Origin of the sequence: Pseudomonas sp. URIL14HWK12:I6 (assembly GCF_000514195.1) — a bacterium.
Classification (GTDB): Bacteria; Pseudomonadota; Gammaproteobacteria; order Pseudomonadales; family Pseudomonadaceae; genus Aquipseudomonas; species Aquipseudomonas putida_A.
Genome location: NZ_AZVL01000003.1, coordinates 448,760 through 462,708 on the forward strand (window position 1 = coordinate 448,760; position 13,949 = coordinate 462,708).

General features: G+C 60.4%; 12 protein-coding genes. 11 read left to right on the top strand and 1 reads right to left on the bottom strand.

Annotation, left to right across the window (positions count from 1 at the left end):
- Nucleotides 1–145 precede the first annotated feature (145 nt).
- Complete coding sequence (locus H043_RS0107970) at nt 146–1,192, top strand: Fic family protein (RefSeq protein ID WP_027611410.1); 1,047 nt, start codon at nt 146–148, stop codon at nt 1,190–1,192.
- 2 nt (nt 1,193–1,194) lie between these two features.
- Here the strand turns inward: H043_RS0107970 and queG are convergent, their stop codons facing one another.
- Nucleotides 1,195–2,265, bottom strand: a complete 1,071-nt coding sequence (queG, locus tag H043_RS0107975) for a tRNA epoxyqueuosine(34) reductase QueG (protein WP_027611411.1) — start codon at nt 2,263–2,265, stop codon at nt 1,195–1,197.
- Nucleotides 2,266–2,328: 63 nt separating this feature from the next.
- Here queG and H043_RS0107980 point away from each other — a divergent pair, with 63 nt between their 5' ends.
- The 10 genes from H043_RS0107980 (at nt 2,329) to H043_RS0108025 (ending at nt 13,903) form a co-directional block, all read left to right on the top strand.
- Complete coding sequence (locus H043_RS0107980; protein ID WP_027611412.1) at nt 2,329–3,828, top strand: bifunctional ADP-dependent NAD(P)H-hydrate dehydratase/NAD(P)H-hydrate epimerase; 1,500 nt, start codon at nt 2,329–2,331, stop codon at nt 3,826–3,828.
- Nucleotides 3,816–4,286 (top strand): tRNA (adenosine(37)-N6)-threonylcarbamoyltransferase complex ATPase subunit type 1 TsaE, encoded by a 471-nt coding sequence (gene tsaE, locus H043_RS0107985; RefSeq protein WP_027611413.1) that lies wholly within the window; start codon nt 3,816–3,818, stop codon nt 4,284–4,286. The genes H043_RS0107980 and tsaE overlap by 13 nt, the downstream gene beginning before the upstream one ends.
- Nucleotides 4,287–4,289: 3 nt before the next feature.
- Nucleotides 4,290–5,717, top strand: coding sequence for an N-acetylmuramoyl-L-alanine amidase (locus tag H043_RS0107990; RefSeq protein ID WP_202370087.1), 1,428 nt, complete (start codon nt 4,290–4,292; stop codon nt 5,715–5,717).
- Nucleotides 5,718–5,722: 5 nt separating this feature from the next.
- The gene (mutL, locus tag H043_RS0107995; RefSeq protein ID WP_171061819.1) at nt 5,723–7,621 is read left to right on the top strand and encodes a DNA mismatch repair endonuclease MutL; all 1,899 of its coding nucleotides are present in this window, start codon (nt 5,723–5,725) and stop codon (nt 7,619–7,621) included.
- Entirely contained in the window at nt 7,621–8,592 is a 972-nt protein-coding gene (gene miaA / locus H043_RS0108000; protein WP_027611415.1) for a tRNA (adenosine(37)-N6)-dimethylallyltransferase MiaA, read from the top strand. Before mutL ends, miaA begins: the two co-directional genes overlap by 1 nt.
- Before the next feature lie 94 nt (nt 8,593–8,686).
- Complete coding sequence (gene hfq / locus H043_RS0108005; RefSeq protein ID WP_003221112.1) at nt 8,687–8,947, top strand: RNA chaperone Hfq; 261 nt, start codon at nt 8,687–8,689, stop codon at nt 8,945–8,947.
- Nucleotides 8,948–8,959: 12 nt separating this feature from the next.
- Entirely contained in the window at nt 8,960–10,261 is a 1,302-nt protein-coding gene (gene hflX / locus H043_RS0108010) for a ribosome rescue GTPase HflX (protein WP_003221114.1), read from the top strand.
- Between the two features lie 96 nt (nt 10,262–10,357).
- Nucleotides 10,358–11,533, top strand: coding sequence for an FtsH protease activity modulator HflK (gene hflK / locus H043_RS0108015; RefSeq protein WP_007967435.1), 1,176 nt, complete (start codon nt 10,358–10,360; stop codon nt 11,531–11,533).
- Nucleotides 11,533–12,402, top strand: coding sequence for a protease modulator HflC (hflC, locus tag H043_RS0108020; RefSeq protein ID WP_027611416.1), 870 nt, complete (start codon nt 11,533–11,535; stop codon nt 12,400–12,402). Before hflK ends, hflC begins: the two co-directional genes overlap by 1 nt.
- 313 nt (nt 12,403–12,715) lie before the next feature.
- Nucleotides 12,716–13,903 carry an ATP phosphoribosyltransferase regulatory subunit gene (locus H043_RS0108025; protein ID WP_027611417.1) on the top strand — a complete coding sequence of 396 codons (1,188 nt, stop codon included), beginning with the start codon at nt 12,716–12,718 and terminating at the stop codon, nt 13,901–13,903.
- Nucleotides 13,904–13,949 lie beyond the last annotated feature (46 nt).

The window sequence follows — 13,949 nt, forward strand, 5'->3', positions numbered from 1 at the left end:
GGCGGGCGCGTGGAAATATTCTGTCGGGAATGTTGAATAGATGCTGCGCCTTTAAAAAGGGTAAAAAATAAAGCCTAAAAGGGGTATTTTGTCATGAAATACCCTATTTAAGTCTTTTTACCTCATTTAGACGGCTGCCTGAATCATGCACTCACTCACCCCGGAATTTCTTGACGCCTTGCGCTTCGACGGTCTTCAGATTGCGACGCTTCGTGCATTGGGAGAGTTTCGGGGTAAGCAACAACTGTTCGTTGCTCAATCGCCGCAGGTCCTCCAAGGGCTTACGCAGATAGCCGTAATCGAATCCACGGAGTCATCTAACCGACTGGAGGGTGTAACTGTCGCGCCAGCGCGGCTGAAGTCACTGATGAGCAAAAACACTGATCCCAAGAGCCGATCCGAACAGGAAATTGCTGGCTATCGGGACGCACTGTCACTCATCCATGAATCTGCCGATGGGATGCCATTTTCCGAAGGTGTACTTAGACAATTACACAGCCTTCTTTACCGCTATCTACCTCAGGATGGTGGTGAATGGAAGGCGATGAACAACGACATCATCGAGCGTCATGCCGATGGTTCATCGCGGATTCGCTTCCAACCTGTTCCTGCTCATATGACCCCTATTGCGGTGACTGAAACCCTGGGGCATTACCACCGGGCGCTGGCATTGAATCTGGCTGACCCTTTGGTTTTAGTGCCGCTTACGGTCCTCGACTTCCTTTGCATACACCCCTTCTCTGACGGAAATGGTCGCGTCGCTCGTCTGCTGACATTGCTGCTGCTCTATCAATTTGATTACCGAGTCGGGCGATTTATCAGTCTTGAACGGATATTCGAGGAGTCAAAGGAGGGCTATTACGCAACACTCGAACTGAGTTCTCAGGGATGGCACGAGGGCACGCATGATGTTCGGCCATGGATGGATTATTTTTGGGGGGCATTGCTTAGAGCGTACAAAGAGTTCGAAGAGCGAGTGGGTACGATTGAGAAGCGTCGAGGTGGTAAAAGCGACCGAATCAGAGACGAAGCCTTGAAGCGAGTCCTCCCTTTTTCCATCTCGGAAATTGAAGAGTCCTGTCCGGGAGTCAGTCGCGATACAGTGCGCCTGGTTTTACGATCACTGAAAGCAGAAGGGCTGATTGAGCCGACAGGTAAGGGGCGCACAGCCAAGTGGAGAAAGCCGGCATAGCCTCAATTACGGCGTTCAGCGTGCTGTTTCAGCGCCCACTCAACATGTTCACGCACCAGCTCTGATGGGTAGTCACGGCGCGCCTTCAAGGCTTCCAGCACCGGAATGCTCGATGGCGCGTTGCCCAGCCCGACCGCCAGATTGCGTAGCCAGCGCTCGTAACCGGCACGGCGCAGCGGTGAGCCTTCGGTGCTGCTGAGAAATTTATCCTCGTCCCACAGAAACAGTTCCGCCAGTTCGGCGTTGTCCAGGTTGTGCCGTGGCTTGAAATCGCTTTCCCCGGAGGGTCGGGCGAAGCGGTTCCACGGGCAGACGATCTGGCAGTCGTCGCAGCCGAATACGCGGTTGCCGATCAGTGGGCGCAGGTCTTCGGGGATGGCGTTTTTCAGCTCGATGGTCAGGTACGAGATGCAGCGCCGGGCGTCCAGCACATAGGGGCCGACGAAGGCGTTGGTCGGGCAGATGTCCAGGCACGCCGTGCAGCGCCCGCAATGTTCGCTGCTGTGCGGTTCGTCCACCGGCAGTGGCAGATCGACGAATAGTTCGCTCAAGAAGAAATAACTGCCGGCCTTGCGGTTCAGCACCAGGGTATTTTTACCGATCCAGCCCAGCCCGGCCTGCTCGGCGATGGCTTTTTCCAGCACCGGGGCGCTATCGACGAAGGCGCGAAAACCGAACGGGCCGATCTCGGATTGAATCCTGTCAGCCAATTGCTGCACACGTTTACGGATCAATTTGTGGTAATCGCGGCCCAAGGCATAACGCGAAACGTAGGCTTTCTCCGGTTGCGCGAGCATTTGCGCCATTTGCGTGTCGCCGGGCAGGTAGTCCATGCGCAGCGAAACCACGCGTAACGTACCCGGAACCAGTTGCTCCGGATGCGAGCGTTTACTGCCGTGGGCGCCCATGTAATCCATTTCGCCGTGGTAGCCGGCGGCGAGCCAGCGCTCCAGGTGCTGCTCATGCTCGGCCAGGTCCAGACCGCTGATGCCGACTTGCTGGAAGCCCAGCTCGCGGCCCCAATCCTTGATCGATTGGGCGAGGGTGGGTAGATCTGTGGTGATGGCGGACATGAGGCGAGAGAAACCGGAGCTGAGGTGCGTATAATTCTGCCAGACATCGGAGCCCGAAGACGCATGCCGCACACGAAAGATCAATTACCCGACGCGCTGTATGGCGCCGCACAGGTGCGAGCACTCGATGCGCGGCTGATCGCTGCGGGCACGCCGGGCTTCGAATTGATGCAGCGCGCCGCGCACGCGACCTGGCGTGCACTGGTACGGCAATGGCCGTCGGCGAGCGAAATGACGGTGCTGGCCGGGCATGGCAACAACGCCGGTGATGGTTTTCTGATCGCCGCGCTGGCGCACCGGGCCGGGTGGGCGGTGCGGGTGCTGGCCGTCGGTGATCCGCAACGTTTGCAGGGCGATGCAGCACAGGCTTATGCGCAGGCCATCAACGATGGCGTCGCCGTGCAGGGTTGGACCGCGCAAAGCGAGCTGCGCGGGGTGATTGTCGATGCCTTGATCGGCACCGGGCTGGCCGGCGATGTACGTGAGCCGTATGCCGCTGCAATCAAGGCGATCAATGCCAGTGGCCTGCCGGTGGTGGCGGTGGATATTCCTTCCGGATTGTCTGCCGATACTGGACATGTCCTCGGCGTTGCGGTTCACGCTGACCTTACCGTGACTTTCATCGGCTTGAAGCTCGGCCTGTTCACCGGGGCGGCGGCGGATCAGGTCGGGGCGTTGGTGTTTAACGATCTGCAAGCCGCCGCCGACATTTACCGTGACATTCCTGTCAGCGCTCTGCGTCTCTCGGCGGCTAATCTTCCACGATTGGCCCCGCGTGCGCCCGCTGTACACAAAGGGCGCTTCGGGCACTTGCTGCTGATCGGCGGCGATCAGGGTTTTGGCGGGGCGATTCTGCTCAGTAGCGAAACGGCCTTGCGCAGTGGCGCCGGGATGGTGTCGCTGGCAACCCGTGCGGAACATGTCCCGGCAGCACTGACGCGGATGCCGGAAGTCATGGTGCTCGGCACGTCGTCGGCCAATCAGTTGATGGGGCTGCTGGAAAAGGTTTCGGTGCTGGTGGTTGGTCCGGGACTCGGACAGGCGAGTTGGGGGCGGGCACTGTTGTCCGCTGCCGCCAATGCGCCGCTGCCACAGGTTTGGGACGCCGACGCATTGAATCTGCTGGCGAGCGGATTTGTCAGTCTGCCCGAGGAATGCGTGATCACCCCGCATCCGGGCGAGGCGGCGCGCCTGTTAGGGATCAGCACTACCGAGGTGCAGGCAGATCGTCCGGCCGCCGCGCGGGCGTTGAGCAAAAAATACTCGGCCGTCGTCGTGCTCAAAGGCGCCGGCAGCCTGATCGCCCACCCCGATGGGCGTCTGGCGCTGTGTCATCAAGGCCATCCGGCCATGGCCACCGCCGGCCTGGGCGACGTACTCGCCGGCTTGACTGGCGCGTTGTTGGCCCAAGGCATGAACGGCTTCGATGCCGCGTGCCTGGCAGTCTGGCTGCACGCCAATGCCGGCGCGCAACAAGGTAAATTCGGCCGTGGACTGGCGGCCAGTGATCTGATTCCAGTCATTCGTCAGTTGTTGGAGGAGCATGCACCGTGTCTGAAGTAACCCTGTACCTGGCCGATGAACAGGCCATGAGCGACTTTGGCGCACGGATCGCCCGCGTTACCCGGGGCCACGGCCTGATTTTCCTGGAAGGCAATCTGGGCATGGGCAAAACCACCCTGTCGCGGGGCATCATTCGTGGGCTGGGGCATGTCGGCGCGGTAAAAAGTCCGACCTTCACCTTGGTCGAACCCTACGAGATCGGTGATGTGCGCGCCTTCCACTTCGACCTGTATCGCCTGGTCGATCCGGAGGAGCTGGAGTTTCTCGGGATCCGCGACTATTTCGAAGACGATGCCCTGTGCCTGATCGAGTGGCCCGATAAAGGTGCAGGCTTTTTGCCAAAGCCTGACCTGACCATTACCATTAGCCCGCAAGACAGCGGGCGTTCGCTGAAAATTTTATCCCAGGGCTCGCGTGGCGAGGCCTGGTGTGCCGCTTTGGCATTGGAATCCAATTAAATGATGGGGTTAGGTATGCGCTTTCGCGCGTTGGTGGCTGCCGTTGGACTGATGTTGATGGCAGTAACCGTCAACGCTGTGGCCGAGACAAAGGTCAACAGCGTGCGCCTGTGGCGGGCGCCGGACAACACGCGACTGGTCTTCGACCTGAGCGGTCCGGTGCAGCACAGCGTCTTCACCCTGACCGCACCGGATCGGCTGGTGATCGACATCAATGGCGCCACCCTGGGGGCGCCGTTAAAGGTCTCGACTGCTAACACGCCGATCACCGCGATGCGCTCGGCCCAGCGCACGCCGACCGATCTGCGAGTGGTCATCGACCTGAAAAAAGCCGTCACCCCGAAAAGTTTCTCGCTGGCGCCGAACGCGCAATATGGCAACCGTCTGGTGGTCGACCTGTTCGACAACCCGGCCGATGCCGCGCCGCCACCTGCGCCAACGCCATCGGTCGCCACCGTGCCGGCAGTGCCGGTGACACCGTCTGAACCGGCGATCAAGTTGCCACCGGCCCCGGCCGGCAAGCGCGACATCATTGTGGTGATCGACGCCGGTCACGGCGGCGAAGACCCGGGTGCGTCCGGCTCGCGCGGCCAGCGTGAGAAAGACGTGGTGCTGCAGATCGCCCGCGAGCTGCAGCGTCAGGTCAACGGCATGAAAGGTTTCCGCGCCGAACTGACCCGTACCGGCGACTACTTCATCCCGTTGCGCGGCCGTACCGAAATTGCCCGCAAGAAGGGCGCCGACCTGTTCGTTTCGATCCACGCCGACGCTGCGCCGTCTGCGGCAGCCTTCGGTGCCTCGGTGTTTGCCCTGTCCGATCGCGGCGCGACATCCGAGACCGCCCGTTGGCTGGCCGACAGCGAAAACCGTTCCGACCTGATCGGTGGTGCCGGCAATGTCAGCCTCGACGACAAGGACCGCATGCTCGCCGGCGTACTGCTTGACCTGTCGATGACCGCTTCGCTGACTTCCAGCCTCAACGTCGGCCAGAAAGTTCTGACCAACATCGGTCGCGTGACTCCGTTGCACAAGCAGCGCGTGGAGCAGGCCGGGTTCATGGTGTTGAAGTCGCCGGACATCCCGTCGATCCTCGTCGAAACCGGATTCATCTCCAACGCCAACGAAGCGAACAAGCTCTCGGCTTCAAGCCACCAGCAGGCGCTGGCGCGTTCGATCAGCAGCGGCGTGCGCCAGTTCTTCCAGCAGAATCCGCCACCGGGTACCTACATCGCCTGGCTGCGTGACTCCGGCAAGATCGCCCAAGGCCCGCGCGATCACCGCGTGAGCCCGGGCGAGACGCTGGCGATGATCGCCGTGCGTTATCAGGTGTCCCCCGCGACGCTGCGCAGTGCCAACAACCTCAGTAGCGATGAGCTGAAGATCGGCCAGCACCTGACTATTCCCGGCACCGAACTGGCGTCCAAAGAATGAATCAGGTGTTGAACGCCGCACGCATCGAACTGCTCAGCCCGCGGCTGGCGAACCAGATCGCCGCCGGCGAGGTGGTCGAGCGCCCGGCTTCGGTGATCAAGGAGTTGCTGGAAAACAGTCTCGACTCCGGTGCCAAACGCATCGATGTCGATGTCGAGCAAGGAGGCGTCAAGCTGCTGCGGGTGCGTGACGATGGCAGCGGCATTTCCGCCGACGACCTGCCGCTGGCGCTGGCGCGTCACGCCACCAGCAAGATTCGCAATCTCGAAGATCTGGAGCAGGTGATGAGCCTGGGCTTCCGTGGTGAAGCACTGGCGTCGATCAGCTCCGTGGCGCGCCTGACCCTGACCTCGCGCACACGCGATGCCGATCAGGCCTGGCAGGTCGAAACCGAAGGTCGCGACATGGCGCCTCGCGTTCAGCCGGCGGCGCATCCGGTCGGTACGTCGGTGGAAGTGCGCGACCTGTTTTTCAATACGCCGGCGCGGCGCAAGTTTCTCAAGACCGAAAAAACCGAATTCGATCACCTGCAAGAAGTGATCAAGCGTCTGGCGCTGGCGCGTTTCGACGTGGCCTTCCATCTGCGCCACAACGGCAAGACCATCCTCAGCCTGCACGAGGCCCACGATGATGCAGCCCGCGCCCGGCGTGTGGCGGCGATCTGTGGTTCGGGCTTCCTCGAACAGGCGCTGCCGATCGAGATCGAGCGCAATGGCCTGCACTTGTGGGGCTGGGTCGGGTTGCCGACCTTCAACCGCAGCCAGGCGGACTTGCAGTATTTCTTCGTAAACGGCCGTGCGGTACGCGACAAACTGGTGGCCCACGCGGTGCGTCAGGCTTATCGCGATGTGCTGTTCAACGGTCGTCATCCGACCTTTGCGCTGTTTTTCGAAGTCGATCCGGCGGCGGTGGACGTCAACGTGCACCCGACCAAGCACGAAGTGCGCTTCCGTGACGGGCGCATGGTGCATGACTTCCTTTATGGCACGTTGCACCGCGCCTTGGGTGATGTGCGTCCGGAAGATCAGCTGGCCGGCTCTGTCACCACAGCCGTGGTGCGTCCAACCGGTATCGAGGCCGGTGAATTCGGCCCGCAGGGCGAAATGCGTCTGGCGGCCAACGCGCTGCTGGAACAGCCGCAGGCGCAACCGGCGTTCAATACTTCGTCGGGCGCCAGCGCTGGTGGCGCTTATCAGTATCAGTACACGCCGCGTCCGCAGTCGGCTGTGCCGGCCGCCGAGGCACAAGCTGCTTACCGCGAGTTCTTCGCACCGTTGCCGGAAGCGAATGCCAACGCGCTGCCAGCCGGCCAGGAAGACATTCCACCGCTCGGTTACGCGCTGGCGCAGCTCAAGGGCATCTACATTCTCTCCGAGAATGCTCAGGGTTTGGTGTTGGTGGACATGCATGCCGCGCACGAGCGGATCATGTACGAACGCCTGAAAATCGCCATGGCCAGCGAAGGCCTCAGCGGTCAGCCGCTGTTGGTGCCGGAGTCGCTGGCGGTCAGTCAGCGAGAGGCCGATTGCGCTGAAGAACACGCTGCATGGTTCCAGAAACTGGGCTTCGAGCTGCAGCGTCTGGGCCCGGAAACATTGGCAATCCGGCAGATTCCGGCGCTGCTCAAGCAGGCCGAGGCCAATCGTCTGGTGGGTGACGTGCTGTCGGACCTGATGGAATACGGCACCAGCGACCGGATTCAGGCGCACCTGAACGAACTGCTCGGCACCATGGCCTGCCACGGCGCGATCCGTGCCAACCGGCGCCTGGCCCTGCCGGAAATGAACGGCCTGCTGCGCGACATGGAAAACACCGAGCGCAGCGGTCAATGCAACCATGGCCGACCGACCTGGACCCAACTGGGCCTGGACGATCTGGACAAACTGTTCCTGCGCGGTCGTTGATGAGCCAGCTTCCTCCAGCGATTTTTCTGATGGGCCCGACCGCTGCGGGCAAGACCGACCTGGCCATCGAGCTGACCAAGGTGCTGCCGTGCGAGCTGATCAGCGTCGACTCGGCGCTGGTCTATCGCGGCATGGACATCGGCACCGCCAAGCCATCGAAAGAACTACTGGCCGAGTTTCCGCACCGGCTGATCGACATTCTCGATCCGGCCGAGGCCTATTCGGCTGCGGATTTCCGCCGCGATGCCCTGCAAGCCATGGCTGAAATCACCGCACGCGGGAAAATTCCGCTGCTGGTTGGCGGCACCATGCTCTATTACAAGGCGTTGGTTGATGGCCTGGCGGACATGCCGGCGGCGGATCCCGAGGTCCGTGCGCAGATCGAAGAAGAGGCTGCACGCCTTGGCTGGCAAGCCCTGCACGATCAGTTGGCGATCATCGATCCGGTGTCGGCGGCACGCATTCATCCGAACGATCCGCAGCGCCTGAGTCGGGCGCTGGAGGTTTATCGGGTCAGCGGTCAGAGCATGACTGCCCTGCGTCAGCAACAATCTGCGCAAAGTACTGAAGCAGCCGCTTCGGGACGGCAACAATTGCCCTATACTGTCGCGAACTTGGCCATTGCTCCGGCAAATCGCCAGGTACTGCATGAGCGCATTAAACAAAGATTCACAAATATGCTGGAACAGGGGTTCATCGACGAGGTCGTAGCCCTGCGTAAAAGAAGTGACCTGCATTCCGGGTTGCCGTCTATACGTGCGGTAGGCTACCGCCAAGTCTGGGACTACCTGGATGGCAAGCTGTCGTTAGCTGAAATGCAGGAACGCGGCATCATTGCCACGCGTCAATTGGCCAAGCGCCAGTTCACCTGGCTGCGCAGCTGGGAAGAACTGCACTGGCTGGACAGTCTTGATTGCGACAATCTGCCACGCGCCTTGAAATACCTTGGGACCATCTCCATATTGAGCTGAGTCCTTGCAATTGCCGTCTATCCTTGGGGGTGTGGCGGCCAAAGCCATCTGAATTACCTATTTTTATTATTGAATCCTTAAAGGAGTGCGGCACATGTCAAAAGGGCATTCGCTACAAGACCCTTACTTGAATACTTTACGTAAAGAGAAAGTTGGGGTTTCCATCTACCTGGTCAACGGTATCAAACTGCAAGGCACGATCGAGTCGTTCGACCAGTTCGTTATCCTGCTGAAAAACACCGTCAGCCAGATGGTTTACAAACACGCTATCTCGACAGTCGTGCCAGTACGTCCAATTCGTCTGCCTAGCGCAACCGAATCCGATGCAGGTGACGCTGAGCCAGGTAACGCCTGATAGGAGTCTCCTTTGTTCTTTGAGCGCCACGGTGGTGGTGAGCGAGTCATCCTCGTTCACTTGGAAGGTCAGGACCCTGAGGCGCGCGAAGATCCGCAGGAGTTTCAGGAATTGGCTAATTCGGCGGGCGCCGAGACCGTTGCGTTTTTTAACGTACCGCGTCATCGGCCAACCGCCAAATTCCTGATTGGCAGCGGCAAGGTCGAGGAATTACGCGACCTGGTCCATGCCGAAAAGGCCGATCTGGTGATTTTCAATCACATCCTCACGCCCAGTCAGGAACGTAACCTCGAACGTGTTTTCGAGTGTCGCGTGATCGACCGTACCGGCCTGATTCTCGATATCTTCGCCCAGCGCGCCCGTACCCATGAAGGCAAGCTCCAGGTAGAACTGGCCCAGCTTGATCACATGAGCACCCGCCTGGTTCGCGGCTGGACTCACCTTGAGCGTCAGGGTGGCGGTATCGGCATGCGTGGCCCGGGTGAAACCCAGCTCGAAACCGACCGGCGTCTGCTGCGGGTTCGTCTGCGTCAGATCAAGGGTCGTCTGGAAAAAGTGCGCAGCCAGCGCGAGCAATCGCGACGCGGCCGCTCCCGTGCGGATATCCCTACCGTGTCTCTGGTGGGCTATACCAACGCCGGCAAATCCACGCTGTTCAATAACGTAACCAAATCCGAGGTGTACGCGGCCGACCAGTTGTTCGCCACGCTGGACCCGACCCTGCGCCGTCTGGAACTGGACGACCTGGGGCCGATCGTTCTGGCGGACACGGTAGGGTTCATTCGGCACTTGCCGCACAAGCTGGTCGAGGCATTTCGGTCTACGCTCGAAGAGTCGAGCAATTCCGACCTGCTGTTGCACGTGATTGATGCGGCCGAACCGGATCGCATGTTGCAGATCGAGCAGGTGATGGTGGTACTGGGCGAGATCGGAGCCCAGGACTTGCCGATCCTCGAGGTATACAACAAACTCGATTTGCTTGAAGGCGTTGAGCCACAGATCCAGCGCGATGCCGATGGCAAACCGCAGCGGGTCTGGCTGTCGGCGCGCGATGGCACGGGGCTGGAATTGCTTGAGCAAGCCATTGCCGAGTTGCTGGGCAGTGATTTGTTTGTGGGGACATTGCGCTTGCCGCAACGGTTCGCTCGACTGCGTGCGCAGTTCTTCGAACTTGGTGCGGTACAGAAAGAAGAGCATGACGAAGAAGGCATCTGCCTGCTGGCCGTTCGTTTGCCCCGTGTCGAGTTGAATCGACTGGTAAGCCGCGAAGGATTGCAGCCGATGGAATTCATCGAGCAACACACTTTGCAATAAAAGCCTGGCAAAGCGGTTGTGCCGCAACGGCAGGCATTCTGTAGCATTGGTCGGCGCGCCGTGGGTGCGTCTTTGCTTTATCAGATGGAGAGCGCTATGGCTTGGAATGAGCCGGGTGGCAACTCGAATAATCAGGATCCTTGGGGTGGCAAGCGCCGCAATAACGGCGACCGCAAGGGGCCACCGGATCTCGACGAGGCCTTCCGAAAGCTGCAGGAAAGCCTGAACGGGTTGTTCGGTGGTGGTAAGAAACGCGGTGGTGATGACGGCGGTGGTTCGGGCAGGAGTGGTGGCGGCTTCGGCGGTCTGCTCGGCATCGGCCTTGTCGTGCTGGCGGCTGTCTGGCTGTACAGCGCGGTCTATGTGGTCGACGAACAGGAGCAAGCCGTGGTGCTGCGCTTCGGCAAGTACTACGAGACCGTCGGCCCCGGCCTGAACATCTATTTCCCGCCGATCGACAAGAAGTACATGGAAAACGTCACGCGTGAGCGTGCCTACACCAAGCAGGGCCAGATGCTGACTGAAGACGAGAACATCGTCGAAGTGCCGCTGACCGTGCAGTACAAGATCAGCAACCTGCAGGACTTCGTGCTGAACGTCGATCAGCCGGAAATCAGTCTGCAGCATGCGACCGACAGCGCCCTGCGCCACGTGGTGGGTTCGACCGCCATGGATCAGGTGCTGACCGAAGGTCGTGAATTGATGGCCAGCGAAATCAAGGAGCGTCTGCAACGTTTCCTCGATACCTATCGCACCGGTATCACCGTCACCCAGGTCAACGTACAGAGCGCAGCGGCACCGCGTGAAGTGCAGGAAGCCTTCGACGACGTGATCCGCGCCCGTGAAGACGAGCAGCGTTCGCGCAACCAGGCGGAAACCTACGCCAACGGCGTCGTGCCGGAAGCCCGTGGTCAGGCCCAGCGTATCCTCGAGGATGCCAACGGTTACCGCGACGAAACGGTTTCGCGCGCCAAGGGTGAGGCGGATCGCTTTACCAAACTGGTCGCCGAGTATCGCAAGGCCCCTGAAGTCACCCGCCAGCGTCTGTACCTGGACACCATGCAGGAAGTCTTCAGCAATACCAGCAAGGTACTCGTGACCGGCAACAAGAACGGCCAGAGCAACCTGCTTTACCTGCCGTTGGACAAAATGATCCAGAACAGTTCGGGCAGCAATGCACCGGTTACCGGTTCGGCTGCCGCCAGCAACAACACGGACGTCGCGCCGCATGTCACTGACCTGCCGCAGACACGTACAAGGGAGACCCGCTGATGAGCAATAAATCGCTGATCGCCCTGATCGTTGGCGTTGTCGTGGTGCTGGTGGGCTGGAACTGCTTCTATATCGTGGCTCAGACCGAGCGCGCGGTGCTGCTGCAATTCGGTCGTGTGGTTCAGGCCGATGTCCAGCCGGGCCTGCATGTGAAAGTGCCTTACGTTAACCAGGTGCGTAAATTCGACGCACGTCTGATGACGCTGGATGCACCGACACAGCGCTTCCTGACCTTGGAAAAGAAAGCCGTGATGGTCGATGCCTACGCCAAGTGGCGCGTGAAAGATGCTGAGCGCTTCTACACCGCGACTTCCGGCCTCAAGCAGATCGCCGACGAGCGTCTGTCCCGTCGTCTGGAATCCGGTCTGCGTGACCAGTTCGGCAAGCGCACCCTGCACGAAGTGGTGTCGGGTGAGCGTGATGCGCTGATGGCTGACATCACCGCGTCGCTGAACAAGATGGCGGAAAAAGAGCTGGGTATCGAAGTCGTCGATGTCCGGGTCAAGGCCATCGATCTGCCGAAAGAAGTGAACCGCAGCGTGTTCGAACGTATGAGCACCGAGCGTGAGCGTGAAGCTCGCGAGCACCGCGCCAAGGGTAACGAGCTGGCCGAAGGCATCCGTGCCGACGCCGATCGTCAACGCCGCGTGCTGCTGGCTGAAGCCTATCGTGAGTCCGAAGAGATTCGCGGTGATGGCGATGCCCAGGCTGCTGCGATCTACTCCAAGGCCTACGGCCAGGATCAGGAGTTCTACGGTTTCTACCGTAGCCTGCGTGCCTACCGTGAAAGCTTCGCGAACAAATCCGACGTCATGGTTCTCGACCCAAGCAGCGACTTCTTCCGTTACCTGGAAAAGTCCAAGCCTTGATACGACGTTGACCTGAATCATTCCGCCCGGCGGCTAAAACCTCGGGCGGGGTGATCCTTTGGGAAAACGTGTGTATGATGCGGCAGCCGGGAAATTCCCGGCTTTTTTGCGTCTGCACATTTGATTGCTGTTTTTTGTTGCAGGCATCGGGTTGAATGGCCCGAGCGTTTTTCGAGGAAAGTGATGGGCGAAGCCGGTAACAGGCCTTTCGCCGCGTCGTTCATGCGCGTGCGTTTTGAACGGATCGGTCATTTTCTGCTTCACTCAAGGCTCGCCCGCAGGCTGGCCGCCCGGATCAAAGGGGAATGGCGTAATGGCAACGGTAGACCGCTGGCTGCTGCCAGATGGCATCGAAGAAGTACTGCCACCGGAAGCGGCGCGCATTGAAGTCGCGCGTCGTCAGGTGTTGGATCTGTTCCAGAGCTGGGGTTACGAGTTTGTCGTGACTCCCCATATCGAGTACCTGGAATCCCTGCTGACCGGTGCGGGCCAGGACCTGGATCTGCGTACCTTCAAGGTCATCGACCCGCAGTCGGGTCGGCAGATGGGGTTCCGTGCCGACATCACGCCGCAAGTGGCGCGCATCGATGCGCACACCCTGCGTCACGAAGGCCCGAGCCGTCTGTGCTACGCCGGCAGCGTGCTGCATGCCCAGCCGCGTGCACTGTCGTCCTCGCGCAGCCCGATTCAACTGGGTGCCGAGCTATACGGCGATGCCAGCCCGAGCAGCGACGTTGAAGTCATCAGCCTGATGCTCGCCATGCTGCAACTGGCCGATGTGCCGGATGTGCACATGGACCTTGGCCATGTCGGCATCTACCGTGGTCTGGCGCGTGCCGCCGGTCTGTCCGGTGAAGTCGAGCAGCAGTTGTTTGATGCGTTGCAACGCAAGGCCATCGACGAGGTCATTACCTTGACCGAAGGCCTGCCGGCCGATCTGTCCGGCATGCTGCGGGCATTGGTCGACCTGTGTGGCGGCCGTGAAGTACTGAGTGCGGCCCGTGAGCGTCTGGCCAATGCACCGGCGCCGGTGCTGGCGGCGCTGGAAGATTTGCTGGAGATCGCCGATCGTCTGGCGACGCGTTTCCCGGAGTTGCCGCTGTACTTCGACCTGGGCGAGCTGCGCGGCTACCACTACCACACCGGTGTGGTGTTCGCGGTGTTTGTCCCGGGCGTGGGCCAGTCCATCGCTCAGGGCGGTCGTTACGACGACATCGGCGCCGACTTCGGTCGTGCCCGTCCGGCGACCGGTTTCTCTACCGATTTGAAAACCCTGGTGACCCTGGGGCGTGCTGAGATCGAGCTACCGTCTGGCGGTATCTGGATGCCTGACAGTACGGATGCGGCACTCTGGCAGCAGGTTTGCCAGTTGCGCAGTGAGGGTCAGCGTGTCGTTCAGGCATTGCCTGGACAACCTTTGGCCGCCGCCCGTGATGCGGACTGCGACCGGCAATTGATTCAGCAGAACGGGCTTTGGCAAGTATCGCCACTGGCTTCTTGAGTTTTCCTGCCGGCCATCGCCGGCACCAAGTTTGCGCGAATGAGGA

Excerpts from the sequence above, each read along its gene's own strand:
- H043_RS0107970 (WP_027611410.1), top strand. The coding sequence starts at position 146 with ATGCACTCACTCACCCCGGAATTTCTTGACGCCTTGCGCTTCGACGGT.
- queG (WP_027611411.1), bottom strand. The coding sequence starts at position 2,265 with ATGTCCGCCATCACCACAGATCTACCCACCCTCGCCCAATCGATCAAG.
- H043_RS0107980 (WP_027611412.1), top strand. The coding sequence starts at position 2,329 with ATGCCGCACACGAAAGATCAATTACCCGACGCGCTGTATGGCGCCGCA.
- H043_RS0107990 (WP_202370087.1), top strand. The coding sequence starts at position 4,290 with ATGGGGTTAGGTATGCGCTTTCGCGCGTTGGTGGCTGCCGTTGGACTG.
- miaA (WP_027611415.1), top strand. The coding sequence starts at position 7,621 with ATGAGCCAGCTTCCTCCAGCGATTTTTCTGATGGGCCCGACCGCTGCG.
- hfq (WP_003221112.1), top strand. The coding sequence starts at position 8,687 with ATGTCAAAAGGGCATTCGCTACAAGACCCTTACTTGAATACTTTACGT.
- hflK (WP_007967435.1), top strand. The coding sequence starts at position 10,358 with ATGGCTTGGAATGAGCCGGGTGGCAACTCGAATAATCAGGATCCTTGG.
- hflC (WP_027611416.1), top strand. The coding sequence starts at position 11,533 with ATGAGCAATAAATCGCTGATCGCCCTGATCGTTGGCGTTGTCGTGGTG.
- H043_RS0108025 (WP_027611417.1), top strand. The coding sequence starts at position 12,716 with ATGGCAACGGTAGACCGCTGGCTGCTGCCAGATGGCATCGAAGAAGTA.